General features: G+C 71.9%; 23 protein-coding genes. 14 read left to right on the forward strand and 9 right to left on the reverse strand.

The features are described 5' to 3' along the window. Positions 1-50 precede the first annotated feature (50 nt). On the forward strand, positions 51-2,153 hold the full coding sequence (locus BGP73_RS21040) for a HelD family protein (protein ID WP_069817315.1): 2,103 nt from the start codon (positions 51-53) through the stop codon (positions 2,151-2,153). Positions 2,154-2,199: 46 nt separating this feature from the next. After that, entirely contained in the window at positions 2,200-3,168 is a 969-nt protein-coding gene (locus BGP73_RS21045; protein WP_069817317.1) for a pyridoxal-phosphate dependent enzyme, read from the forward strand. Between the two features lie 34 nt (positions 3,169-3,202). Here BGP73_RS21045 and BGP73_RS21050 read toward each other — a convergent pair whose 3' ends face one another. Both BGP73_RS21050 and BGP73_RS21055 read right to left on the reverse strand, forming a co-directional pair. Then, positions 3,203-3,988 carry an IclR family transcriptional regulator domain-containing protein gene (locus BGP73_RS21050; protein ID WP_069817319.1) on the reverse strand — a complete coding sequence of 262 codons (786 nt, stop codon included), beginning with the start codon at positions 3,986-3,988 and terminating at the stop codon, positions 3,203-3,205. Further along, positions 3,981-4,814 carry an IclR family transcriptional regulator domain-containing protein gene (locus BGP73_RS21055; RefSeq protein ID WP_069817321.1) on the reverse strand — a complete coding sequence of 278 codons (834 nt, stop codon included), beginning with the start codon at positions 4,812-4,814 and terminating at the stop codon, positions 3,981-3,983. The genes BGP73_RS21050 and BGP73_RS21055 overlap by 8 nt, the downstream gene beginning before the upstream one ends. A gap of 320 nt (positions 4,815-5,134) precedes the next feature. Here BGP73_RS21055 and BGP73_RS21060 point away from each other — a divergent pair, with 320 nt between their 5' ends. The 8 genes from BGP73_RS21060 (at position 5,135) to BGP73_RS21095 (ending at position 13,952) form a co-directional block, all read left to right on the forward strand. Continuing rightward, a complete protein-coding gene (locus tag BGP73_RS21060) occupies positions 5,135-6,349 on the forward strand; it encodes an MFS transporter (RefSeq protein WP_170837906.1) in 1,215 nt (404 codons plus the stop codon). A gap of 43 nt (positions 6,350-6,392) precedes the next feature. Continuing rightward, a complete protein-coding gene (locus BGP73_RS21065; protein ID WP_069817325.1) occupies positions 6,393-7,688 on the forward strand; it encodes an aromatic ring-hydroxylating dioxygenase subunit alpha in 1,296 nt (431 codons plus the stop codon). 85 nt (positions 7,689-7,773) lie between these two features. Continuing rightward, the gene (locus BGP73_RS21070; protein ID WP_107474104.1) at positions 7,774-8,880 is read left to right on the forward strand and encodes an ABC transporter substrate-binding protein; all 1,107 of its coding nucleotides are present in this window, start codon (positions 7,774-7,776) and stop codon (positions 8,878-8,880) included. A gap of 461 nt (positions 8,881-9,341) precedes the next feature. Beyond that, the gene (locus BGP73_RS21075) at positions 9,342-10,202 is read left to right on the forward strand and encodes an ABC transporter permease (RefSeq protein WP_079127741.1); all 861 of its coding nucleotides are present in this window, start codon (positions 9,342-9,344) and stop codon (positions 10,200-10,202) included. Further along, complete coding sequence (locus BGP73_RS21080; protein WP_079127742.1) at positions 10,199-11,113, forward strand: ABC transporter ATP-binding protein; 915 nt, start codon at positions 10,199-10,201, stop codon at positions 11,111-11,113. The genes BGP73_RS21075 and BGP73_RS21080 overlap by 4 nt, the downstream gene beginning before the upstream one ends. After that, complete coding sequence (locus BGP73_RS21085; protein ID WP_079127743.1) at positions 11,110-12,336, forward strand: zinc-dependent alcohol dehydrogenase; 1,227 nt, start codon at positions 11,110-11,112, stop codon at positions 12,334-12,336. The genes BGP73_RS21080 and BGP73_RS21085 overlap by 4 nt, the downstream gene beginning before the upstream one ends. Then, complete coding sequence (locus BGP73_RS21090; protein ID WP_069817326.1) at positions 12,333-12,842, forward strand: hypothetical protein; 510 nt, start codon at positions 12,333-12,335, stop codon at positions 12,840-12,842. The genes BGP73_RS21085 and BGP73_RS21090 overlap by 4 nt, the downstream gene beginning before the upstream one ends. A gap of 51 nt (positions 12,843-12,893) precedes the next feature. After that, the gene (locus BGP73_RS21095; RefSeq protein WP_079127744.1) at positions 12,894-13,952 is read left to right on the forward strand and encodes a PDR/VanB family oxidoreductase; all 1,059 of its coding nucleotides are present in this window, start codon (positions 12,894-12,896) and stop codon (positions 13,950-13,952) included. Between the two features lie 351 nt (positions 13,953-14,303). Here BGP73_RS21095 and BGP73_RS23800 read toward each other — a convergent pair whose 3' ends face one another. Together BGP73_RS23800 and BGP73_RS21105 are read right to left on the reverse strand one after the other, a co-directional pair. Beyond that, positions 14,304-15,911 carry a hypothetical protein gene (locus tag BGP73_RS23800; protein ID WP_069817328.1) on the reverse strand — a complete coding sequence of 536 codons (1,608 nt, stop codon included), beginning with the start codon at positions 15,909-15,911 and terminating at the stop codon, positions 14,304-14,306. 219 nt (positions 15,912-16,130) lie between these two features. Beyond that, positions 16,131-16,811: a copper homeostasis protein CutC gene (locus BGP73_RS21105; protein WP_069817330.1), complete on the reverse strand. Its 681-nt coding sequence runs from the start codon at positions 16,809-16,811 to the stop codon at positions 16,131-16,133. Between the two features lie 85 nt (positions 16,812-16,896). On the opposite strand from BGP73_RS21105, the gene BGP73_RS21110 reads away from it, so the two are divergent. Further along, positions 16,897-17,547 carry an HD domain-containing protein gene (locus BGP73_RS21110; RefSeq protein WP_069817331.1) on the forward strand — a complete coding sequence of 217 codons (651 nt, stop codon included), beginning with the start codon at positions 16,897-16,899 and terminating at the stop codon, positions 17,545-17,547. Between the two features lie 104 nt (positions 17,548-17,651). Further along, positions 17,652-18,854 (forward strand): Cmx/CmrA family chloramphenicol efflux MFS transporter, encoded by a 1,203-nt coding sequence (locus tag BGP73_RS21115; RefSeq protein ID WP_069817333.1) that lies wholly within the window; start codon positions 17,652-17,654, stop codon positions 18,852-18,854. 25 nt (positions 18,855-18,879) lie between these two features. Here the strand turns inward: BGP73_RS21115 and BGP73_RS21120 are convergent, their stop codons facing one another. Then, the gene (locus tag BGP73_RS21120) at positions 18,880-19,182 is read right to left on the reverse strand and encodes a DUF4031 domain-containing protein (RefSeq protein WP_069817335.1); all 303 of its coding nucleotides are present in this window, start codon (positions 19,180-19,182) and stop codon (positions 18,880-18,882) included. Between the two features lie 4 nt (positions 19,183-19,186). Then, a complete protein-coding gene (locus BGP73_RS21125; RefSeq protein WP_069817337.1) occupies positions 19,187-19,549 on the reverse strand; it encodes a hypothetical protein in 363 nt (120 codons plus the stop codon). A gap of 120 nt (positions 19,550-19,669) precedes the next feature. On the opposite strand from BGP73_RS21125, the gene BGP73_RS21130 reads away from it, so the two are divergent. Both BGP73_RS21130 and murQ read left to right on the forward strand, forming a co-directional pair. Further along, the gene (locus BGP73_RS21130; RefSeq protein WP_069817339.1) at positions 19,670-20,608 is read left to right on the forward strand and encodes a MurR/RpiR family transcriptional regulator; all 939 of its coding nucleotides are present in this window, start codon (positions 19,670-19,672) and stop codon (positions 20,606-20,608) included. Between the two features lie 82 nt (positions 20,609-20,690). Further along, complete coding sequence (gene murQ / locus BGP73_RS21135; RefSeq protein ID WP_069817341.1) at positions 20,691-21,641, forward strand: N-acetylmuramic acid 6-phosphate etherase; 951 nt, start codon at positions 20,691-20,693, stop codon at positions 21,639-21,641. A 163-nt stretch (positions 21,642-21,804) separates the two neighbouring features. Here murQ and BGP73_RS21140 read toward each other — a convergent pair whose 3' ends face one another. The 3 genes from BGP73_RS21140 to BGP73_RS21150 all read right to left on the reverse strand — a co-directional run bounded on the left by BGP73_RS21140 (position 21,805) and on the right by BGP73_RS21150 (position 25,007). Then, complete coding sequence (locus BGP73_RS21140; protein ID WP_069817442.1) at positions 21,805-22,671, reverse strand: GNAT family N-acetyltransferase; 867 nt, start codon at positions 22,669-22,671, stop codon at positions 21,805-21,807. A 168-nt stretch (positions 22,672-22,839) separates the two neighbouring features. Beyond that, positions 22,840-24,462 (reverse strand): chaperonin GroEL, encoded by a 1,623-nt coding sequence (gene groL, locus BGP73_RS21145; protein ID WP_069817343.1) that lies wholly within the window; start codon positions 24,460-24,462, stop codon positions 22,840-22,842. 341 nt (positions 24,463-24,803) lie between these two features. Further along, the gene (locus tag BGP73_RS21150) at positions 24,804-25,007 is read right to left on the reverse strand and encodes a cold-shock protein (RefSeq protein WP_003986833.1); all 204 of its coding nucleotides are present in this window, start codon (positions 25,005-25,007) and stop codon (positions 24,804-24,806) included. Positions 25,008-25,030: the final 23 nt, after the last annotated feature.

The raw sequence follows: 25,030 nt of genomic DNA on the forward strand, positions 1-25,030 counted from the left end.
CGGACGGTAACCGGTCGGCACTCCACCCACCGCCGACCGGAGGCAGTCTCGTGCCCGCGCCCAGCCGCCCGCCCTCGACCACGACATCCGCGCCCGACGAGAGCGCCGACACCCCGCTGATCCGCGAACAGCTCCATCTCGCCGCGTCCCGGGCCGCGCTCCGGGCCATGCGGCAGGAGGTCGAGTCCCTCGACATCAGCGACGTGACCGCGAACTGGGTGAACGCCCTGGCGCTCAAGGCCCAGGTCGACGACCGGATCAAGGCGCTGGCCGACCAGGCGGACACCCCGCTGTTCTTCGGCCGTCTGGACCGCCTGGACTCCGCCCGCTACTACATCGGCCGCCGCCACGTCCACGACGCGGACGGCGATCCGATGGTCATCGACTGGCGGGCACCGGTCTCCCAGGCCTTCTACCGGGCCTCCGGGAAAGAGCCGATGGACGTCGTCCTGCGCCGTCGTTTCGGCTACACCGGCGGGGAGCTGACCGCCTACGAGGACGAGCACCTCGGCGACCCGGCCGAAGCGGAGACCGGCACGGCCAGCAAGCTCCTCCAGGCCGAGATCGAACGCCCCCGGGTGGGGCCGATGCGGGACATCGTCGCCACCATCCAGCCGGAGCAGGACGAGATCGTCCGGGCCGGACTGGCCGAGACGGTGTGCGTGCAGGGTGCGCCGGGCACCGGAAAGACGGCCGTCGGCCTGCACCGGGTCGCCTACCTCCTCTATGCCCACCGGGAGCGGCTGGCCCGCTCCGGCACCCTCGTCGTCGGGCCGAACCGCTCCTTCCTCCGCTATATCGAGCAGGTCCTGCCGGCGCTGGGCGAGCTGGAGGTGCGGCAGGCGACGGTGGGAGACCTGACGTCCCACCTGGAGGTGCGCGGCGGCGACTCGCCCGAGGCGTCCCGGCTGAAGGGTGACGCCCGGATGGCGGAAGTGCTGCGCCGGGCGGTCCGTTCGGGGGTGACGGCGCCCACCGAGCCCTGTGTGGTCGTCCGCGGCTCCCGGCGCTGGCGCGTCCCGGCCTACGAGTTGGAGGAGATCGTCACCGAACTGCTGGACCGGAACATCCGCTACAACGCCGCGCGGGAGGCCCTTCCGCAGCGCATCGCGCACGCCGTGCTCACCCGGATGGAGGCCTCCGGCGAGGCGCCGGACGACCGGGTGCAGAACGCGGTGGCGCGCAACAGCGCGGTGCGGGCCACCGTCAGGGCCTGCTGGCCGGTGGTCGACCCGGTGCGGCTCGTCTTCCGCCTCCTCTCCGACCGGGAGTTCCTCGCCGCCAACGCGGCCGGCGTGCTCACCGATGAGGAGCAGCGGGCGATCCGCTGGGCGAAGCGGCCGCGCGGTGTCGGCAGCGCCCCCTGGTCGCCGGCGGACGCCGTCCTCGTCGACGAGGTGAAGGACCTCTTGGAGCGCACCCCTTCGCTCGGCCATGTGGTCCTCGACGAGGCCCAGGACCTCTCGCCGATGCAGTACCGGGCGGTGGGCCGCCGATGCTCGACCGGTTCGGCGACCGTCCTGGGCGACATCGCGCAGGGCACCACCCCGTGGGCGACCGGCAGTTGGCCGGAGGCGCTGCTCCACCTCGGCAAACCCCAGGCCGCCGTCGAGGAGCTGACCGCCGGGTTCCGGGTACCGCGCGAGGTCATCGCGTTCGCCTCCCGGCTGCTTCCCACGATCGCGCCGGAGCTCACCGAGCCCACCTCGATCCGGGAGTCCGCCGGCGACCTGCGGCTCTGCCCCGGAACGCCGGAGAGCCTGGAGGAGCGGACCGTGGAAGCCTGCCGGCAGGCGCTGCTCCGGGAGGGATCGGTGGGGTTGATCGCCGCCGACGGCCAGGTCGAGGAGTTGGCGGAAGCGTTGCGGCGGGCGGCTCTCCCGTTCCTGTCGCCGGGTGAGGAGGCGTCCGCGCAGGCGCGGCTGACACTGGTACCCGCCTCGCTCTGCAAGGGTCTGGAGTACGACCACGTGGTCCTCGCCGAACCGGCCGCGGTCGTCGCCGGGGAACCGGACGAACGGACCGGTCTGCGCCGACTGTACGTGGCCCTGACCCGGGCCGTCTCGGGGCTCGCCGTCGTCCATGCCGCACCACTGCCCGAGGCGCTGGCGGACCGGGCCCCGGGCGGCGTCGAGGGCCGGTCGGGGGGCTGAGGCGCCCCGACCCGTGACTGGTACCGGAAGACCGGAGGACAGCACCATGCCGAACACCCCCGCCGTCACCCTGAGGGACGTCCGCGACGCCGCCTCCCGGCTGAGCGGCGTCGCGCACCGCACCCCGGTGCTGCGCTCCCGCACCCTGGACGAGCTCGTCGGGGCGGAGACCTTCCTGAAGTGCGAGAACTTCCAGCGGGTGGGCGCGTTCAAGTTCCGCGGCGCGTACAACGCCGTCTCCCGGTTGCCTCCGGAGCAGTTGGCCAGGGGCGTGGCCGCGTACTCCTCGGGCAACCACGCGCAGGCGGTCGCTCTCGCCGCACGGGAGTTGGGCGGTTCGGCGGTGATCCTGATGCCCGAGGACGCGCCTCCCTCCAAGGTGGCGGCGACCGCCGGTTACGGCGCGGAGATCGTCACCTACGACCGCTACCGCGGTGACCGGATCGCGATCGGTGAGGCGTTGGCCGCCGACCGCGGTCTGGCGCTCATCCCGCCCTACGACCATCCGCACGTCATCGCCGGCCAGGGCACCGCGACGCTGGAGCTGTTGGAGGAGGTCGGCCAGGTGGACGCCCTGGTGGTGCCGGTCGGCGGCGGCGGACTGATCGCCGGCGGTGCCACGGCCGCCAAGGGGCTGCGGACGGGGGTGCGGGTGGTCGGTGTGGAGCCGCTGGAGGGTGATGACACCAAGCGGTCGCTGGAGGCGGGCAAACGTGTCTCCGTCCCGGTGCCGCGCACCATCGCCGACGGCCAGGCGGTGGCCGTCCCCGGGGAGTTGACCTTCGAGCTGAACCGCCGGCTGGTCGACGAGGTCTGCCTGGTCGGTGACGACGAGATCCGCGCGGCGATGCGGCTGGCCTTCGAGCGTCTGAAGATCGTCGTCGAGCCGAGTGGCGCCACGGGGCTGGCCGCGCTGCTGTCGGGCCGGGTCGGCCGGCTCCCGCGCCGGGTCGCAGTGATCATCAGCGGCGGCAACGTCGGCGCCGCCCGGTTCGCCGCGCTGTGCGGGGACTGACCGGCCCTGCCTCCCGGTTCCGGCGGCGGTGTCCTCAACCCCCTGTCAGCTGGGAGCACTCCGCGCCGATGGCCTCCGCGGTCTCCTGGAGCCGGCGCAGCCAGGAGTTCCGCATGGTCTCCAGGGAGGTGCGGCTCGCGGTGGTGGAGATGTTGACGGCGGCGATGACGCGGCCCCGCTCGTCGTGGACCGGCGCCGCGATGGAGCGGAGCCCCTGTTCGAGTTCCTGGTCGGTGACCGTCCACCCCCGCCGCCGGATGCGGTGGATCTCCTTGCGGAGCTGGTCGGGGTCGGTCTTGGTACCGGCGGTCAGCTGCCGGAAGTCGGCTCGGGCGAGGTGGCTCTCCAGTTCGTCGTCGTCGAGCCCGGCCAGCAGCACCCGACCGGTGGATGTCACATGGGCGGGGAAGCGGGTGCCGACGGCGATGGCGACCGTCAGGATCCGGAATCCGTGGACGCGGGCGACGTAGACGATCTCGTCGCCGTCCAGCACGGTGAGCGAGGTGGTGTCGCGCACGTCGGCGGCCAGCCGCTCCAGGGCCGGGAGGGCCAGGTCGGGCAGGCGGAGGCTGGAGAGGTAGGCCCGTCCCAGCTCCAGCACCCGGGGTTGGAGGACGTACCCCCGGCCGTCGAAGCGCGCGTAGTCCAACTCGACGAGGGTGAGCAGGAACCGGCGGCTGGCGGCTCGGGTGAGGCCGGTCCGCCTGGTCACCTCGGCGAGGGTCAGTGAGGTGGGGGCGTCGCCGAGCGTGCGCAGCACCTGCAGTCCGCGCTCCAGGGACTGGACGAAGGGCATCTCCCGGGTGGTCGCGTCAGGCATGGGCCCCTCCTCGTGGGGTGGCGGCGGGGTCGGCCGGGTAGCTGTGCAGGTCGGCTTCGATGCGGGAGGCGGTGGAGAGCAGCGGCGGGAGCAACTGGCGGCGGATGTCCTCGACGCTGGTCCGGTTGGCGTGGGTGGAGATGTTCACAGCCGCGAAGGTGACGCCGGATCGGGAGCGTACGGGCACCGCCACCGCGCGGAGTCCCTGCTCGAGTTCCTGGTCGACGATGGACCAGCCCTGCTTGCGCACCTGCGCCAGGTCCGCCCGCAGCGCTTCCGGTTCGGTGAGGCTGTGGCTGGTCCAGGCGGTGAGGGGGGTCCGGGCGAGGTACTCCTCCAACTCCTCCTCGGGGAGCCCGGCGAGGAGGATCCTCCCCATGGAGGTCAGGTGGGCCGGGAGGCGGGTGCCGACACCGATCGCGATCGCGATGATCCGCGTTATGGAGACCCGGGCCGCGTAGACGATGTCGTCGCCGTCCAGGATGGAGAGCGAGGACGACTCGTGGACCTCGGTGGCCAGTTGCTGCAGGTGGGGCTCGGCCACGTCCCGGATGGACAGCCGGGAGAGGTACCGGTAGCCCAGGTCCAGCACCCGGGCGCGTAGTTGGTAAACGCCCCGGTCGTGGTCGTGGTCCACGTAGCCCAACTGCGCGAGGGTCAGGAGGAACCGTCGGGCGGTGGCGGGGGCCATGTCCGTGGCGCGGGCCACCTCGCTGAGGGTCATCCGCGGGTGTTCCGCGTCGAAGGCGTTGACGATGGCCAGCCCCCGGGCGAGCGACTGGACGAAGTCCGTGTCGCGGGGTGAGCGTCGAGTCCCGTCGGTCATCCGGTCCCGCTTTCTGCTTCTGCGGCAGGGGTGTGGGTGCGTGGAATGGTGGCCAGCACCTCGTTGACCCATGCCGAACCCATGCGCATGTCATGCGCATGTCGCACGCTAGTCGCCAAAGCGAAGAAATGGCAACGCGGCCGCCGCTCGTCCGACTCGACGATCCTCGCCTCAGACGCGGCGGGAAGTCCATTCAAAGGCATTGTCAGCACCATCCGGCCTCTCACGATCTTTCGAACCCACCCCTTGACGGCACCAATCGGCAGTTCTACGGTGCAATCACTTTACGCACCAACGTTCGACATGCGAAAGGGGGACCGGTGGATACTCCTCATCCGAACCGCTCCCGATCGGGCGTTCCCAGGGGCTTCGCACCAACGCTCGCGCTGTCGATGGGTGTCGGCCCGCTGGCCCTCTACGGACTCACCGCCACCGCCCCGTTGGTCACGGCCGACCTCGGGCTCAGCCGAGCCGGTCTCGGCTCACTGCCGACCGCGGCGTTCCTGACGGCCGCCCTGCTCTCGCCCCTGGTGGGCCGCTGCGCGGATCTCTTCAGTCCGCGGACGGTCCTCGCGGTGCTGTTCGGCGTGGCGGGACTGGCCCTCCTCGGTACGGCGAGCGCCGCGTCCTACGGCTGGCTGCTGGCGGCGGTCGCGCTCTGCGGTGCGGCCCAGGCCATGTCCAACCCGGTCACCAACCAGCTCATCGCGGCCCACGTCCCGCGGGGACGGCGCGGCCACCTGATGGGCCTGAAGCAGTCCGGGGTGCAGATGAGCCAGTTCGCGGCCGGCCTGCTGCTGCCGAGCGCCGCGCTGCTGTGGGGCTGGCGCGGAGCGGTGGCCCTGGCGGCCGTCGCCGCCGGGGTGGGCCTGGCGCTACTGCCGAGTTCGGTCCCCGCCGGGCGTCCGGCGCCACCGGCCGGCGGGGAGGGCGGATCAGGCGGACTGCCGCCGGTCGTCTGGTGGCTCACCGGTTACGCGTTCGCCGCCGGTGCGGCGCTGCAGGCCACCAACGTCTACCTGCCCCTGTACGGCTTCGAGCGGCTGGAGATGTCGGTGCGGACCGCTGGGCTCACCGCGGCCATCGCCGGCGGTATCGGCCTGGTCGCCCGGATCACCTGGGGCCGGATAGCCGACCGGGCGCAGCACTCCCGCGGCCCGCTGCTCACCCTGGCGGTCGTCGCCGCACTCGCCTCCTGCCTGCTGCTCGCGGCGGAGCAACTCCACACCCCGGCGCTCATCTGGGGCGGCACCGCCCTGTTCGGGGCGAGCGGCATCGCCGCCAACGTCGTCCTGATGCTCGCGCTGATGCGGGCCACGCCCGTCCACACCGTCGGCATCGCCTCCGGGATCCTCGCCGTCGGGCTGTACCTGGGATTCGCGGTCGGCCCCATGGCCTTCGGCCTCATCGTCGACCACACCGGCTCCTACCCCTCGGCCTGGCTCACCGTGATGGGAGCCAACGCCGTCGCCGCGGTCCTCGCGCTCTTCCCACGCCGCGAGCACCGCCCCACTCCAGCTCTCCGGCCGGCCTGACGGCCCACGACCGGCTTGGCGGAAACACACCAGAGAGGTAGACATGCTCACTCAAGACCAGAACGAACTCCTCACCCGGACCGGCCCCGGCACCCCGATGGGTGACCTGTTCCGCCGCTACTGGATACCGGCGCTGCTGGCGGAGGAGATCGCCGAGCCGGACTGCCCCCCGGTCCGGGTCAAGCTGCTGGGCGAGCAGCTCATCGCCTTCCGGGACTCGCAGGGCCGCATCGGCCTGCTCGACGAGTTCTGCAGCCACCGCACCGCGTCGCTCTTCTTCGGCCGCAACGAGGAGTGCGGGCTGCGCTGCTCGTACCACGGCTGGAAGTACGACGTGGACGGCAACTGCGTCGACATGCCCTCCGAGCCGGAGGGTTCGGCGTTCAAGGAGCGCATCAAGCAGCGCTCGTACCCCTGCGTGGAGCGCGGCGGTGTCATCTGGACGTACATGGGGCCCGCCGAGCAGAAGCCCGCGCCGCCGGAGCTCGAGTGGGCCATGCTCGACGACGACCAGCGGTTCGTCTCCAAGCGCCTCCAGGAGTCCAACTACCTCCAGGCGATGGAGGGCGGCATCGACTCCAGCCACGTCTCCTTCGCCCACCGCTTCAACATCGACGACGACCCGATGCACGCCGGCACCGCGGGCCTGGAGTACATCAAGGCGGACACCCGGCCGAAGTTCGAGGTCGTGGAGTCCGACGGCGGACTGGTGATCGGGGCCCGGAGGGTCGTCGACGAGGAGAGCTACTACTGGCGGATCACCCAGTGGATCATGCCCTGGTACACGATCATCCCGCCGTTCGGCACCCACAACCCGCTCGGCGGACACGCCTGGGTCCCCATCGACGACGAGAACTGCTGGGCCTGGAGCATCAACTACCACCCCACCCGCCCGCTCCGGGAGGACGAACTGGCGGCCATGCGCGCCGGTGACGGGATCCACGTCAAGTACGTCCCCGGGACCTACCGCCCGGTGGCCAACCGGGAGAACGACTTCCTCATCGACCGGCAGGCCCAGCGCGAGGGCCGGAGCTTCAGCGGTGTGGAGGGCATCTCCATGCAGGACGCCTCGCTCCAGGAGAGCATGGGCCGCATCTGCGATCGCACCAAGGAGCGGCTGGGCACCAGCGACGCCGGCATCATCCTGGCCCGGCGCAGGCTCCTCGCCGCGCTGGAGGAACTCCAGGAGAGCGGCGACGACGCGGAGCTGCCGGGCACCGACCCGGAGCACCAGCGGGTCCGCTCCACCTCCATGGTCCTGCCGACCTCCGTGCCCTTCCAGGAAGGAGCACGCGATGCCCTGGTCGCCGTGCCGGGAGAGGACTTCGTCTCCATCTGACTTCCGGAGGGCACCCGCCACCGGCCACGGCCGCCCCGGCGGGTGCCGCCGCTCCGACCGACTCGACAGACAAGGGAAACTGGGCGTGAAGGACAAGAGCAGGCCCGCGAAGGGCCGCACCACGCGGAGAGCGAGGGCCGCCGCGGCCGCTGCCACGGCCTCCCTGGCGCTGCTGGCCACCAGCTGCGCCGGCGACTCCACCGAGGCAGCCTCCGGCGGCGACGTCTGCGAGGGCAAGACGGTGCGCGTCGGCGTCACCAAGAGCGCCAGCGACGCGCCGTTCTACGTGGCCAAGGAGAAGGGCTACTTCGAGGAGCAGGGGCTGAAGGTCCGCTTCCTGCCGTTCGACTCGGCGGCGAAGATGATCGCACCGCTCGGCTCGGGACAACTCGACGTGGGGGCGGGCGCCCCCTCCGCCGGCTTCTACAACGCCGTGGCCCGGGACGTGAAGCTGCGCATCGTCGCCGACAAGGGGTCGATGCCCGAGAACTACGGCTACATGCCGCTGATGGTCCGCAAGGACCTCTACGACAGCGGAGTCAAGAGCATCCGCGACCTGAAGGGCCTGAAGCTCGCCGAGCCCGCGCAGGCGACCGCGACCTCCAGCACCGCCGCCGTCATGCTGGACAAGGAGGGGCTCGGCTACGACGACGTCAAACACGAGTACCTGGGCTTCGCCGAGCATGTGACCGCCTTCCAGAACAAGGCCATCGACGCCGGGCTGACCACCGAGCCCTCCGCGAGCATCGCCGAGAAGCAGGGCTTCGCCGTCCGGATAGCCACCCCGCCGGACTACTACGACAACCAGCAACTGGCCGTGGTGCTCTACGGCGGCGCGTTCGCCGAGAAGGACAGCCAGGTGGGCAACTGCTTCATGACCGCCTACCTCCGCGGCGCCCGCGACTACACGGCCGCGATGTCCGACGGCAAGGTGACCGGCAAGGGCTCCGAGGAGATCGTCCGCATCGTCAGCGAGGCCACCGGCATCGAGCCGAAGCTGTACCAGTCGCTGGTGGCGAACTACGTCCACCCGGACGGGAAGGTCAACGTCGAAAGCCTCCACCAGGACTACGACTTCTTCGAGAAGCAGGGCTGGCTGGAGGGCAAGGCCTCCGTCGACGACCTCGTCGACACCTCGTTCGCCGAGGCGGCCGTCAAGAAGCTCGGCCCGGCCGACAAGTCCGGCTCCTAGCACCGCATCAGGCGATGTCCGCCCCGTCGCGACGCCCGGCGCGCGTCCCCCCGGCCACCACCGGGAGGCGCCCGCCCGCCGCGTTCACCGGAAGTCCCGGTGGATCCAGTACGAGGACTTCCGGCCGCCGTGCGGCCACCCGCGCCGGACGCCGCTCCCGGACGGGCGGACGCTGCCCGGCACTGCGCCGCTCGGTGGGTCGTTCGGCTCCCTCCGGGGACCGGACGGCACACCCCCGCCCCCGTCCCGACCCACCACACCCGGCACGCACCACCCCGGCCCACCGCCGGCGGCTGCCCGCAGCCGCGTTGCCGGTCCGGTCCGAGTACGCGAAGTACGAGGACGCCCCTGCGACTCGCGCTCGCAGGCCGCAGCCGCCGCAGGCCACGCCCTCCGGGCCGGCGGCGCTATCTGTCAGACAGGGCCTGGGCCACCACCGGCCCGGCCCCGAAGGAGTGCTCATGTCCCCTCCAGCCACCTCCACCCCGACCCCCGCCACCAGCCCGGCCCGGGAGACCGCCCCCGAGAGGAGCGGTCCGCCCGCCCGCCGTGAACCCCGGCTGAGCCCGCGGCAGCGCGACCGCCTCCTGGCCGTCGTCACCCCGCTGGCCCTCCTGCTGGTCTGGGAGGTCCTCGCCCGCACCGGCGCCATCGACGCGCGGTTCTTCCCCGCCCCCAGCAACATCTTCCAGCGGATGATCGAGTCGGTCTCCAACGGCGAGCTGTGGGGCCACACCTGGGCCAGTCTGCGGCGACTCTTCTTCGGCTTCTGGCTCGGTCTGGTGCCGGGCCTGCTGCTGGGCGTCGTCATGGGACTCAGCCGAGGCGTGCGGGCCGCGCTCTCGCCGCTGATCTCGGGCACCTACCCGATCCCCAAGAGCGCGCTGCTGCCGCTGATCCTGCTGGTCTTCGGGCTCGGCGAGATGTCGAAGGTCGTCATGGTGGCGATCGGCGTGTTCTACCCCGTCATCCTCAACACCACCGCCGGTGTCCTGCAGATCCAGCCGATCTACTACGACGTGGCGAAGAACTTCGGGGCCAAGCGGCTCCAGGTCTTCCGCACCGTGGCCATCCCCGGGGCCATGCCCAGCATCATGACCGGCATCGAACTGGGGGCCGGACTGGGTCTGATCCTGATCGCGATCGCCGAGATGGTGGGCGCCGAGTCGGGCCTCGGCTTCATGATCTGGAACGCCTGGCAGCTCTACTCGGTCGAGACGATGTACGTCGGCCTGCTGGTCATCGCCCTCATCGGGTACGTCATGTCGCTGCTGCTCGACTCGATCGCCCGCGCCATCACCCCCTGGAAGGCCGACCGATGACGAACCAGAAGGGCATCACCACGCTGCCGGGCGCGGAGCCGGGCGCCGCCGCGGAGAAGCCGTCCACCACCGACACCCCCGCCGGCGCACCCTCCCCGGCCGCCGACATCAAGATCACCACGCGGGGGCTGCGCAAGGAGTTCCGCACCCAGGGCGGTGTGGTCACCGCGCTCGACTCCCTCGACCTGGACATCCCCCGGGGCCAGTTCTTCATGATCGTCGGCCCCAGCGGATGCGGTAAGACCACCCTGCTGCGCATCCTCGCCCGACTGGAGAAGGAGACCAGCGGGCACGTCGAGGTGTGCGGGCCGACCGCCGGCCGCCCCGAGAACTCCCTGGTCTTCCAGGGCGACTCGCTCTTCCCCTGGATGACCGTCCGGGAGAACGCCTCCTACGGGCTGCGTATGCGCCGGGCCCCGGAGAGCCAGATCCAGGAGACCGTCGGCCACTACCTGGCCAAGACCGGGCTGACCCAGTTCGCCGACTGCTATCCGCACCAGCTCTCCGGCGGTATGCGACAGCGTGTCTCCATCGCCCGCGCCTTCGCCAACGACCCCGACATCCTGCTGATGGACGAACCGTTCTCGGCGCTCGACGAGCAGAACAAGACGCTGCTCCAGGAAGAACTCCTGCGGATCTGGGAGGAGACCCGCAAGACGGTCGTCTTCATCACGCACAGCGTCGACGAGGCGGTGACCCTCGGCGACCGGATCATGGTGATGACCGCGCGCCCGGGCCGCGCCAAGGCGTTCTTCGACGTCCCCTTCGAGCGCCCCCGGCACGTCCTCGAACTGCGGCAGCAGCCGGAGTACGGCGAGATGGTCTACGACATCTGGCAGCACCTCCGCGAAGAGGTCGACAACAGCCAGGCCGCTCCCCCTCCCCCCAAGCGCCGGAGGTTCCGGCGATGACGGCGATCCTGCCCAACACCGCCCTGGCCGCCGTGGCCCTCCCCGAGGGCGGCACCGAGGTCCGCTCCTTCCCGCTGCCGCCGAGCGGTGCGGAGAGCGGCTGGCTGCGGGTGGAGGCCAGCGGTGTCTGCGGCACCGACGTCTCCCTCTACGCCGAGGGGGTCGACCAGCCGACCGTCCTGGGGCACCACGTCCACGGCCGGATCACCGAGGTCGGCGATGTCGCCGCCCGGCGCTGGGGCGTCGCCCCCGGAGACCGGGTGGTGGTGGAGGAGTACCTGCCGTGCCGGGACTGCGAGCAGTGCGCCGCGGGACGGTACCGGCTCTGCCCGCGCACCGACCTGTGGCAGGGCGGCCGCCGCGTCGGCCTCGTCCCCACCGACGACGAACCCTCGCTGTGGGGCGGCAACGCCCAGTACCTGCACCTGCCGCCGGAGGCCGTGGTCCACCCGGTGCCGGAGGAGGTCCCGGAGGAGCTCACCGCCTGGACCCTGCCGCTGGCCAACGCGCTCGACTGGGTCCTGGGCGCCGGGCAGCTCCGGAGCGGCGAGACGGTCGTGGTGCTGGGGCCCGGCCACCACGGGCTCGCCGCCGTCACCGCCGCCCTGCACGGCGGGGCCGGCGAGGTCCTCGTGGCCGGGCTTCCGCAGGACCGAGCCAGGCTCGCGATCGCCGCCGACCTGGGGGCGGACACCGTGGAACTCCCCGGAGCCGCACCGGCCACCGGGCCGCCGGACACGGACCCGGATTCCGACCGGCCGCGAGGGGAGGCCGCCGCGGACTCCGAGAAGGCACTGCGCGAGCACGTCACCCGCCTCACCGGAGGTCGGATGGCCGACGTCGTCCTGGACCTCACCGGCTCCCGGGCCGCGACCGCCACCGGGGCCCTGGAGCTGCTCGCCCACGGAGGCCGGGTCGTCGTGGCGGGCGGCACCGGGGCGGCCCCCTCCCCCCTGGACACCGGGCGGCTGACCCGGCTCAACGCGACCATCCGCGGGGTGCGCGGCCGGGCACCGGCACGGGTCACCCAGAGCATCCAGCTCCTGGCCACCGACGGATCGACGCTGGCGAAGGTACCGACCGTCCACCTGCCGCTCGGCGAGGTCGGCCCGATGCTCGACCGGCTGGCGGCCGGTACGGGTCCGCAGACGCCGCATGTCGTCGTCCGGCCGTGGGCCGAACCCGATCGGACAACAGGTCAAGAGCGAGAGGAAATCCGATGAACAGCACACGGCGCTCCTACGAGGCGAACGTTCTCGTCGTGCCGCTCGGCGCCGACGCCGTACGCACCCAGGAGGCGTTCGCCGACCGCGGCCTGGACCGGGTGATGACCGTGCACGGCGTCGCCGAACTCGGCTCAACGGACCGCGCGGACATCAGGCTCGCCTGCGCACCGCTGCACCGGGACGGCTGGCGGCCCTCGGCCACCGGACTCGACGTCGACGCCCTGGTGGACGGGGCCGACATGGTGGTGCTGCTCGCCAGCGACCTCGCGGAGGTGCCACCGACGCTCTGCCACGCCGTCGCGGACGCCGCCCGCGCGCAGGGCTTGCTGATAGCCGCCCTGATCGTCGGCTCGGAGAACTGGGACACCCCGCGCGGCAACACCGCGATGGCCGCGCTGCGGGAGGCCGCCGACATGCTCGTCGTGGTGCGCGGCGTGGCGCTCGCCGCCCCCTTCCTCGACGTCCTGCGCGGTGGCGCCCGCGAACCCGTGGCAGCCCCGTAAGCCGCGCGCCCCCGTGTCCGCCCACAGCCCGACGTCACGATTGCGATACCGATGACCGACCTGTTGAACCCTCCCCCGGCACCGCTCGCCGCCGCCGACACCCCAGCCGACCCGAGCACCGGCGGCAGCGAGGCGGTGCGCGAACTCCTGGTGCAGAACGTCAGCTGGCAGGCCGACGGCGTGCTGTCGCTGCGTGTGGTCGACCCTTCCGGCGCTCCGCTGCCGCCCTGGAGCCCGGGCGCCCACCTGGACCTGGTGCTGCCTTCGGGCCTGGTCCGCCAGTACTCGCTCTGCGGGCGCCCGGAGGACCGGCACGGCTACACGGTCGCCGTGCTGCTGGTCGAGGACGGCCGCGGCGGCTCCCGCGAGATCCACGAGACCGCCCTCGTCGGCAGGACGGTCTCGGTCCGGGGCCCCCGCAACCGCTTCCCGCTGGCCGACGCGGAGCACCACCTCTTCATCGCGGGCGGCATCGGCATCACACCCATTCTGGCGATGGTGCGGGAGGTGAGCGCCCGGGGACTGGACTGGCGGCTGGCGTACGGCGGCCGGTCGCGGTCGTCCATGGCGTTCACCGAGGAGCTGCGGGGGCTGGGGCCCGACCGGATCGAGTTCGTGCCGCAGGACGAGCGCGGGCCGCTGGACCTCGACGCGCTGCTCACCGGTGTCGAGCCGAACACCGCCGTGTACTGCTGCGGACCGGAAGGGCTGCTCACCGCCGTGCAGCAGCGTCATGCCGACAGCGGGGCCGCGTTCGAGCTGCACTTCGAGCGCTTCGGCGCACCGGTGACCGCCGACTCGGACGCGGACTCCGGCGAGTCGGGCGACGCGGACGGTGCGGAGAGCCCCTTCGAGGTCGAACTCCGCCGCTCCGGCGAGGTCCTGACGGTCCCGCCGGGCCGCTCGATCCTCGACACGATCCGCGAGGTGGCGCCGGAGGTGATGTCCTCCTGCGAGGAGGGCTTCTGCGGCACCTGCGAGACCCGGGTCCTGGAGGGCGTCCCGGAGCACCGCGACACGCTGCTGAGCGAGCGGGAGCGGGAGCGCGGCAAGACGATGATGATCTGCGTCGGCCGGTCGAAGACGCCCCGGCTGGTGCTCGACCTCTGAGAGCGTCCTGCCGGACGCGCTCCGGCGCGTCGACAAACGCCGCCGTGCAGAAGGCCGGCACCGCTCGGTGGCTGCTTCGGGCCGGCGTCGGTAACTGGTCCCCGGCCGGCTCAGCGGCCATCTCCGGCTCGCCTGCCGCGTGCCGTCCACGCACCGGACGTTCCCAGCGAGGGCGCCTGATCCTGGCGGGCAGGTGGCGGGTGGCGGACCACCTTTCCCAGGCGGGTCCGTCCCCAGCGCCCCTTCGTCGGTTCGCCGCGGGGAGTGGCCGGCCTCACAAGGCTGAGGGGGCGCGGAGGCATCGCAATACTGAGAGTGCTGGACGGGGATTCCCCCTCCCCGCGACCGGCCTCACCGGCTGCGGAAGGTCACCTCCTTCGAGTCCTCGCCGCGTTCGAAGGTGCCCGCGAAGCCCCAGTTCTTCCATCCGCCGTCGCCCTTGTTGGTGATGGTCCCCTCGTCGATGGCGAACACGTCGACACCGTCGACCACCGCGAGGTGTTCGAGACCGGACACCCCGGAGAAGGAGAGGTCGTTGAACGACTTCACCGCGATGATGTTGGTGTCGGGGAAGGCGCGGCTGTACTCCTCGATCAGTGAATGGGTCAGCTCGGCGTCGTCGCCCGGCACCTTGCCGGAGTAGTCGGTACCGGGGTACGGCCCGCCGTCGGTGTACTTCGGCTTCCCGTCGTTGAAGTTGACCTTGCCCTTGCCGGTGAGGGAGGAGTCGGCGTCGAGGTCGGCGGGTTCCGGCTGCTCGAAGGTCACCTTCCCGCCGTCGCGGTCGAAGTCGCCGTAGAAGGCCCAGTTGATGTAGCCGCCGTCGCCGTCGTTGCTGAAGGTGCCCTTGTCGAAGACGTAGAGGTCGAAGACGGCCCTGCCGGACTCGATGTCGTCCCCGGTCTCGTCATCGTGGTACTTGGTGGAGTTCAGCCGGTACCTGCCCTCGTGGATGAAGGAGTCCGGCTTGTCGACCCAGTGCGAGGACTGCTCGGAGTGCATCGCGACCACGTTGTAGTCGGGGAAGCAGCGGCGCATGTCGTTCACCAGCATCCGGACCGCCTGGGCCGACGCCTCCTTGTCCAGTGGGGAGTAGGTGTTGTAGTACCGGCTCCGGTCGGGCAGTTCCTCCCCCTCGATCTGGCAGCCCTCGTCGCCGGGTTTCCAGTCCTTCTTCCGCTTGCGACGGGGCGGCTCCTCGAAGGTGACGGTGCGCCGGTCGTCGCTGACGTCGTAGTAGCCGCGGAACCCGCGGTTCTTCCAGCCGAGGTCGGCATCGTCCGCCCAGGTGAACTTGCCGCTCTTGAACGCGTAGACACGGTACGTCGTACCGCTGATGTCGACAGTCTCGATCAGCGCCGCACCGTCCATCTCCTGGAGGTTGCCCTCGTGCGGCTGGGCGATGACGATGTTGTGGTCGGGCAGGCAGTAGGCGAGGTCCTCGATCGCCTTCTGGACCCGCTTCTCCTTCTTCTTCTCGTTGTTGATCTTGTCGATGACGAAGTTGACCAGCCAGGAGTAGCCCCAGGCGGCCGCCGTGCTGACGGGGCCGTTGCCCGGGACGGAGATGTTCGAGTTCGAGGCCCGCTCCCGGGGCTCGAAGCACAGCTCGGGGAGCGCGTTCCCGTTGCCGCCCTCGGCCTTGCCCTCGGATTCGCCGTCGTGCCCGCTGTTGTCCTCCCCGGAGGCGGTGGCGGGCTCGACGTCTCCGTCGGGATCGGAGTGCTGCTCACCGCCGTCACCGTCGCCCGCACCGTCGACATCGTTGTCGGAGCCACAGTCGGCACCGAAGGCGCGGCAGATCTTCCGGTGTGCGGTGCTGGAGACGTCTCCCACGACGGCGGTGCTGAGGAGCGCGCCGACAACGAGGACGATGAGGCCCACCATCCCCAGGTACTCGACCGTCGTCTGCCCCGCGCCCGTGTGCGTTCCGCGGCGTATCCGGTCCCTGTGCTTCAACGTGTCACCTCGACGTGGTTCGCTCGCGTCACCGGGGGCCCTACGCCCGCCGGGGATGGAACCGTAACGGCGGCACGGGGGCCCACCGACAGGGCCCAAAGGCCTATACCAGGCCCAAAGTCCGCAGGTGACGACCGCGCGGCCCCGACCGGAACCCGCCCGCTGCACCGCGCCCGCCCCCCGACGGCGGCAGAGCTACCGGCCTCCGGCGAGCGGGGCTCACAACCGCTCGCGCCAGGCCCTGACGGCGGCGGCGTCCACCGGACTCCGCCAGCCCTCGGGCCGGGCCGCGCCGCCGATGTGGAAGGCGCCGACCCCGGCCGCCCGGAGTTCGGCGAGGTGCTCCAGCCTAAGACCGCCGCCGACCATGAGCCGGGGTTCGTAACCCGGTTGGCCGCTCCGGGAGGCTTCGGTCCGCAGGGTGGTGAGACCGGTGTCGACGCCCTGCGGGGCGCCGGCGGTGAGGTAGGCGTCCAGCCCGGGCAGGTCGGCGAGTTGCTTGCGCAGCGCGTCCCGGTCGGCGGCGTGGTCGATGGCCCGGTGGAAGGTCCAGGGGCACCCCTCGATCACCTCGACCACTCGCTCCACCGCCACCAGGTCGGCGTGGTGGTGGGCGTCGAGGAAGCCGAGGACGAACTCCCGGGCGCCCTGTTCGAGCAGTGACTCGGCCGTGGCGCAGAGCGCGTCGATGTCGCCGGCGGCGAAGTCGCCCCGGGACCGGAGCATCACCCGCAGGGGGAGGTCGACGGCGGCCCGGACCTGCGAGAAGACCCGGCCGGGCGGGGTCAGTCCGCCGGCATCCATGTCGGCGACCAGTTCAAGGCGGTCCGCCCCTCCGTCCTGCGCGGCGGCCGCGTCCCGGGCGTCGAGGGCGATGACCTCGAGCAATGGTCTAGACATAACCCCAGACTGCCATACGCCGTACCGCACCGAAACCCGGTGACGGCGCTTTGCGGGCACGGAATCGGGGCGGTTCTGGCCCACAATGGGGATCATGGCCGATCCCCTCCTCACCCGCTGGAGCGAGCTGCTGCGCCGCTGCCGGCAGGACACCGCTCCGGACCCCACACCGTTCGGGGAGGAGTTGCTGGCCCGCTGGTCGGAGCCGCAGCGGCACTACCACACCACCCGCCATCTGGCGGCCGTCCTCGACCGGGTCGACGAGCTGGCCGACCACTGCGGTTCCCCGGACACCGTGCGGCTCGCCGCCTGGTTCCACGACGCCGTCTACCGTCCCGACCGCTCGGAGAACGAGGAGCGCAGCGCCCGTCTCGCCGAGCGGGCGCTGCCGGAGGCCGGGGTCGATCCGGCCCGCACCGCGGAGGCGGCGCGGTTGGTGCGTCTGACGGTGCGCCATGACCCCGCGCCGGGCGACCGCGAAGGCGAGGTGCTCTGTGACGCCGATCTCGCCGTCCTCGCCGGGCCCCCCGAGGCCTACGCGACGTACGCGGCGGCCGTCCGGCAGGAGTACGGCTTCGTACCCGACGCGGAGTTCCGGGAGGGGCGGGCGGCCGTCCTGCGGGATCTCCTGGCGCTCCCCCGGCTGTTCCGCACCCCTGCCGGGCACGGCCGCTGGGAGTCGATCGCCCGTCGCAACGTTCTGACCGAGCTGGAGTTGCTGGGTTCCCAGGAATAGCCGGAGGTTCCGGAACAGCTGGTTCCGCTGGGCCGCCGGCCGCCCCAGGAATAACCGCGGCCGGTGCCGCGCTGCCAACGACCGTGTCAGACAGCGATTCCCGCATGCCCATAGCCGTCTACGTACTCGGCCTCTCCGTCTTCGCCCTCGGCACCTCGGAGTTCATGCTCTCCGGGCTGCTGCCGCCGATCGCCGAGGACATGGAGGTCACCATCCCGCAGGCGGGCCTGCTGATCTCCGCCTTCGCCATCGGCATGGTGGTCGGCGCGCCACTGCTCGCCATCGCCACCCTGCGACTGCCGCGCCGGACCACGCTGGTCGCCCTGCTCGCCGCCTTCGGGGTGGGTCAGGTCGCCGGCGCGCTCGCACCGGACTACCCGTTGCTGTTCGCCTCCCGGGTGGTCAGCGCCCTGGCCTGCGCCGGCTTCTGGGCGGTCGGTTCGGCGGTGGCGATCGCGATGGTCCCGGTGACCTCCCGGGCCCGCGCCATGGCGGTGATGATCGGCGGGTTGAGCGTCGCCAACGTCCTCGGGGTGCCGGCCGGTGCCTTCCTCGGTGAACACCTGGGCTGGCGCTCGGCCTTCTGGGCGGTGGCGGCGGCCTCCGCGGTGGCCCTCGTCGGGGTGGTCACGCTCGTTCCGGCCATTCCGCTGCCGGCGGAGCGGCCCCGGGTCCGTACGGAGCTGATGGTCTTCCGGCAGCGTCAGGTGTGGCTCGCCATCGCCACGGTGGCGCTGGCGGCCGGCGGCACGTTCTGCTTCTTCAGCTACCTCGCCCCGCTGCTCACCGAGGTCGCGGGGTTGGCCGAGCACTGGGTTCCGATGGTGCTGGGGCTCTTCGGCATCGGCGCGGTGATCGGCGCCGCCATCGGCGGCCGGGTGGCGGACGCCCATCTGTTCGGGGTGCTGCTCACCGGCACCGGGGCCTCGACGCTGCTGCTCGTCACGGCCGGCCTGACCGCCGGCCTGCCGGTGGTGATCGTCGCCGTCTCGTTCCTGCTCGGCATCTCGGCCTTCTACACCGCCCCGGCGCTCAACGCCCGGATGTTCAACGTCGCGGGCGCCGCCCCGACCCTGGCCGGTGCCACCACCACCGCCGCGTTCAACCTCGGGAACACCGGCGGCCCCTGGATCGGGGGCACGGTCATCGACGCCGACCTCGGATTCGCCGCCACGGGGTGGGCGGGCGCCGTGCTCACCGCCCTCGCACTGGGCACGGCGGCCGTCTCGCTGCGCTACCAGCGCCGGGAGAGCAGCCGCCTGGTCGCCTCCTCCCTCCCACGGCAGGAGGTGCCGCAGCGCCCGTAGCCCGCATCCGCGTAGCGAGGGCGGCTCATCGGGACTCCAAGGTGGCACGGACGCCGACCGCGGGCGCACACCTGCCCTTGGGGCGCCGCAGGCCGGCGGCGTGCAGCAGCCGCACCAGCTCCTTGGAACCGATCTCCACCGCGCCGGCCGTCACCGCCGGGGCGTACCACTCGCTCGGCAGGTCGTAGTGGTCGCGTTCGAAGGCCCGCGGCGGCACACCGAGCTGTGCGGCGAAGGCGTGCAGCTCCCCGAAGGAGCGGTCGCTGATCAGGTGGGACCACATGCGCCCGTGGCCCGGCCAGTTCGGCGGGTCGATGTAGACCGTCACCCGGTCAGCCCCTCCGCACGCTGTTCAGCGCGCCGATCCGGGCGACCGCCACCCCGGTCTTCGGGCAGACCCAGTGCGGGTCGGTGCCCAGCTCGGGCTGGATGTCGAGCGGGTGCGGGTCGTTGAGGTCCGTGCAGACCGGGCAGAGCGGCCACCGTCCGTACCGTTCCAGCAGCGCGTCCTGCACGTCCTGGGCGACCAGGCCCGCCACGAAGCCGACCCCCTCCGGCCACTGCTCCACCCACCACCGCCGGTGCGCCACCGCGTCCTCGACCAGCGACACCACGTCGGCGACCGCCACATCGTCGGCCGACAGATCGGCGAGCACCAGCGCCCGGGCCGCGTGTAGCGCCTGTTCCAACTCCATGCCCCCATCCTCCCGCTTCGGTCCGCCGGGAGCACCTCGCGGCGGATCTTCCGCGACCGCGGACGCGGCCGGCGCGGCGGAGGGGTTGACGCCACCCGCCGATGAAAATAGATTTCAAATATGAGCAGCGACCTGAAGGAAAGTTTCACCAGGCCGCCGTCGTCCGGCCCGTCCCCCGCCGTGCTCCCCCCGCCGGCCGCGCTCGCGGCGAAGGTCAGGACGCTGGGGCCGTCGATGACCCGTTCCATGCAGCGGGTGGCCGAAGCGGTGGCCGCCGACCCCGCCGGCTGCGCGGCGCTCACCGTCACCGGTCTCGCCGAGCGTACCGGCACCAGTGAGGCCACCGTGGTCCGCACCGCCAGGGTCCTCGGCTATCCGGGCTACCGGGACCTCCGGCTGGCGCTCGCCGGTCTCGCGGCCCAGCAGCAGTCCGGGAACCCGCCGGCGGTGACCGCCGACATAGCCGTCGACGACCCGATCGACGATGTGGTCGCCAAGCTCGCCGAGGAGCAGCGGCAGTGCCTCGCCGACACCGCGGCGGGGCTGGACGCGGCGCAGTTGGAGCCGGTGATCGAGGCGCTGGCCACCGCCCGCCGCGTGGACGTGTACGGCATAGGGGCCTCCAACCTGGTGGCGCAGGACCTGGCGCAGAAGCTGCTGCGCATCGGTCTGATCGCGCACGCGCACCCGGACACCCATCTGGCGGTGACCAACGCCGTGCAGTTGCGCCCGGGGGACGTCGCGGTGGCCATCAGCCACTCGGGGCGCACGGTGGACGTCATCGAACCGTTGCGAGCCGCCTTCGACCAGGGGGCGACGACCGTCGCCATCACCGGTCGCCCGGACGGGGAGATCTCGCAGTACGCCGACCACCTGCTGCCCACCTCCAACGCCCGGGAGAGCGAGTTGCGGCCGGCGGCGATGTCCAGCCGGACGAGCCAACTGCTGGTGGTGGACTGCCTGTTCGTCGGGGTGGCGCAGCGCACCTACCAGACCGCGGCGCCCGCGCTCTCCGCGTCCTACGAGGCGCTGGCGCACCGGCACAGCCCTCGGCAGTGACCGAACCTCCCTCCTCGTCGTTGCTTCCTCCCGTCGTTGCTCTGTCACCCACGGATCCCAGCGAAAGTAGAGCCCCATATCCATGACCTCCACCGCCGACTCCGCGAGCCCCGAATTCGGTGAGCTTCGGGCCCAGCTGGACACCCTCGCCACCGAGGCCTTCCGCAGTGAGTTCGCCGAGATCGACCGGCTCCCCACCCCGGAGATCGCGAAGATCATGAACGGTGAGGACGCCTCCGTACCGGCCGCCGTGGCGGAGCGGCTGCCGCAGATCGCCGCCGCCATCGACGCCGTGGCGCAGCGGTTGGCCGGCGACGGACGGCTGATCTACATCGGCGCCGGCACCGCCGGCCGGCTCGGCATCCTCGACGCCAGCGAGTGCCCGCCGACCTTCAACACCGACCCGACGAAGGTCGTCGGGCTGATCGCGGGCGGCCCGTCCGCGATGGTGAGCTCCGCCGAGGGGGCCGAGGACAGCCGCCAGTTGGCCGCCGAGGACCTGGACCGCATCGGGCTCACCGCCCAGGACGCGGTGGTGGGCATCTCGGCTTCGGGCCGCACCCCGTACGCCGTGGGGGCGGTCGAGCACGCCCGGCGGCTCGGCGCGCTCACCATCGGGCTGTCCTGCAACCCCGGCTCGGCGCTCGCCGCCGCCGCGGAGCACGGCATCGAAGTGGTCGTCGGCCCGGAACTGCTCACCGGGTCCACCCGGTTGAAGGCGGGCACCGCTCAGAAGCTGGTGCTGAACATGATCTCGACCATCGCGATGATCCGGCTCGGCAAGACCTACGGCAACCTGATGGTCGACGTCCGGGCGTCGAACGAGAAGCTCCGGGCGCGTTCCCGCCGGATCGTCTCGCTGGCCACCGGCGCCTCCGAGCAGGAGGTGGACGCGGCGTTGACCGCCACCGGGGGCGAGGTGAAGAACGCCATCCTGGTGATCCTCACCGGAACCGCGCCCGAGCGGGCGGCCGAACTGCTCGCGGCCACCTCGGGCCATCTGCGTGAGGCGCTGTCGCGGACCGCGGACTGAACACGGGCGGAGGGCCTCTCCCGCCCCGGTTGGTCCCGGGTGCACGGCGGCGGGAGCGATGGCGGTCGGCGTGCGGCGGTCCCGGTCCGGCGCACGCGGACCGTGGCCCGGTGTTCCGGCGGACGTGACCGTCGGAAGACCCACCGGGGCCCACGCACCGCCCTCAGGCGTCCCGGCGTCGGTCCCGGACCTCCGGGAGCCGCTGGAAGCCGCCCGACGCGTAGGTGGCGACGGCGCCGGCGTTGGAGCTCGGGGTGCAGACGAGCGCGCTCGACGAGCCCAGCTTCCGGAGCGCGGCCGCCGCGGCGACGGTGATCGCCCTTCCGTAGCCGTGACCGCGGTGCTCCGGGTGGACGCCCATCGGTTCGAGCAGCCCGGGCTTCCCCGGCCCGGCCGACCACACCGTCACCGCCGCCACCGCCTCGCCCCGGCCGTCGTACGCGACGAGGCACCGGGCGTCGGCGTACGGCGTTCCGGCGGCCATCGCGTGCCAGCGCTCGTCGGTGAACGTCGGGCTGTCGAACGAGGCCCGGTGCACGGCGGTCCGCTCGGGCACCCGCTCCGGTCCGGTCACCTCGATCCGCACGCCCGGGTCCCGGACGGGCTCCGCTAGGTCGCGGCGGAGCGGGGTCCACGGCTCGTCGGTGTCCCAGCCGGCCGCGGAGAGCAGCTTCTGGACGAGCGCGCCCGCCGGCGCCTCGACGTACGCCTTCCCCTCCGGCAGTACACCGCGCCCCGGCTCGCTCAGGTCCGCGACGAGCCGCCGCGCCAGTTCCTCGTCCCGCCGGGCGTCCGGCGCGATCGTCAGCCGCAGCAGGCCCGGGCCGTCCAGCAGTCCGACGGCGAGGATCCGTCCGTCCCGGCTCCAGGTCCGGACCGCCGCGGCCGTCGCCTCCGCCCCGAACCGCCAGTACCAGCCCACATCGCCCGGGTGCAGCTGCATCGGGGCCCCGTCGTACTGCCAGTCGCGCAGCGCGCCCAGGGCACCGTCCAACCCGTCGACTCCCGGCTTACCCAACACCATGGCCATGGCCCGATCCCACACCACCGGCCGATGCTCCGCACCCGGTTTTCGGACGACACGGCGCGGGCTCCCGCCGACGCTCGGAGCAGGCGCCGGGAACGGCGCGAGGGCGGCACCCCCCGGTCAGGGGGTGCCGCCCTCGGTACGTCGCCTGGACGGCTGATCCTTGAGGGATCAGAAGTCCATGTCACCGCCGGGCATACCGCCCGGAGCGGCCGCGGCGGCCTTCTCCGGCTTGTCGGCGATGACCGCTTCGGTGGTGAGGAAGAGCGCGGCGATCGACGCGGCGTTCTGCAGCGCGGAGCGGGTGACCTTGGCCGGGTCGATGACGCCCTCGGCGATGAGGTCGCCGTACTCGCCGGTCGCGGCGTTCAGGCCGTGGCCCGGGGTCAGGCCGCGGACCTTCTCCACGATGACGCCGCCCTCAAGGCCGGCGTTGACCGCGATCTGCTTGAGCGGGGCCTCCAGCGCCAGCTTGACGGCCTGCGCACCGGTGGCCTCGTCACCCTCGAGCTCGAGCTTCTCGAAGACGGAGACGGTCTGCAGCAGGGCCACACCGCCACCGGCGACGATGCCCTCCTCGACGGCGGCCTTGGCGTTGCGCACCGCGTCCTCGATGCGGTGCTTGCGCTCCTTGAGCTCGACCTCGGTCGCGGCGCCGGCCTTGATGACGGCCACGCCGCCGGCCAGCTTGGCGAGCCGCTCCTGGAGCTTCTCGCGGTCGTAGTCCGAGTCCGAGTTCTCGATCTCGGCGCGGATCTGGTTGACCCGGCCCTGCACCTGCTCGCTGTCGCCGGCACCGTCGACGATGGTGGTCTCGTCCTTGGTGATGACGACCTTGCGGGCGCGGCCGAGCAGGTCGAGACCGGCGTTCTCCAGCTTGAGGCCGACCTCCTCGGAGATCACCGTGCCGCCGGTGAGGATGGCGATGTCGCCGAGCATGGCCTTGCGGCGGTCACCGAAGCCCGGGGCCTTCACCGCGACGGACTTGAAGGTGCCGCGGATCTTGTTGACGACCAGGGTGGAGAGCGCCTCGCCCTCGACGTCCTCGGCGATGATCAGCAGCGGCTTGCCGGACTGCATGACCTTCTCAAGGAGCGGCAGCAGGTCCTTGACCGAGCCGATCTTCGAGTTGACGATCAGGATGTACGGGTCGTCGAGCGACGCCTCCATACGCTCCATGTCGGTGGCGAAGTAGGCCGAGATGTAGCCCTTGTCGAAGCGCATGCCCTCGGTGAGCTCCAGCTCCAGCCCGAAGGTCTGCGACTCCTCGACGGTGATGACGCCTTCCTTGCCGACCTTGTCCATCGCCTCGGCGATGAGCTCGCCGATCTGGGGGTCGCCGGCGGAGATGGAGGCCGTGGAAGCGATCTGCTCCTTGGTCTCGACGTCCTTGGCCTGCTCCAGCAGGGCGGCGGAGACGGCCTCGACGGCCTGCTCGATACCGCGCTTGAGGGCCATCGGGTTGGCACCCGCGGCCACGTTGCGCAGGCCCTCCTTGACCAGCGCCTGGGCCAGGACGGTCGCGGTCGTCGTGCCGTCACCGGCGACGTCGTCCGTCTTCTTCGCGACCTCCTTGACCAGCTCGGCGCCGATCTTCTCGTACGCGTCCTCGAGCTCGATCTCCTTGGCGATGGAGACACCATCGTTGGTGATCGTGGGGGCGCCCCACTTCTTCTCGAGGACGACGTTGCGGCCCTTGGGGCCAAGGGTGACCTTGACGGCGTCAGCGAGCTGGTTCATCCCGCGCTCGAGACCGCGCCGTGCCTCCTCATCGAACGCGATGGTCTTGGCCATGTGAAGTGGTCCTCCCAGGACTTTGGGGTCCCCCCGGCCTAAGGGGGGAGGATTTCTCCGGACCGCGCTGGCGCCCGCGACGGACGGCCTGCCTGCCGTTCGGTTCCTTGCCCCGACGGCCTGCGGACCTCACCGACCCGGTCCTTCTGTCACTCTCACTAGGAGAGTGCTAACGCAATGATTAGCACTCGACCCATCCGAGTGCAAGCGGGCACCGCTGACGGCCGGCCACCGAAGGACCCCGCCGCGGGCGACGACGGGCGCGCGACCCGCTCCCGGGAAGGCCGAGGGGCCCGCGCCCCGTCGGGACGCGGACCCCTCTCTCGATCGGATCAGTCGCGCTAGCCGGCGACGCGGACCATGTCCGCCTGCGGCCCCTTCTGGCCCTGCGAGATCTCGAACTCGACCCGCTGACCTTCTTCGAGGGTGCGGTAGCCGTCCATCTGAATCGCGCTGTAGTGCACGAAGACGTCCGCACCACCGTCGACCGCGATGAAGCCGTACCCCTTCTCCGCGTTGAACCACTTGACGGTGCCTTGAGCCATCCCTAACTCCCCTATTACTGGCC

The organism is Streptomyces sp. TP-A0874 (assembly GCF_001748085.1).
In the GTDB taxonomy this organism is placed as follows: Bacteria; Actinomycetota; Actinomycetes; order Streptomycetales; family Streptomycetaceae; genus Streptomyces.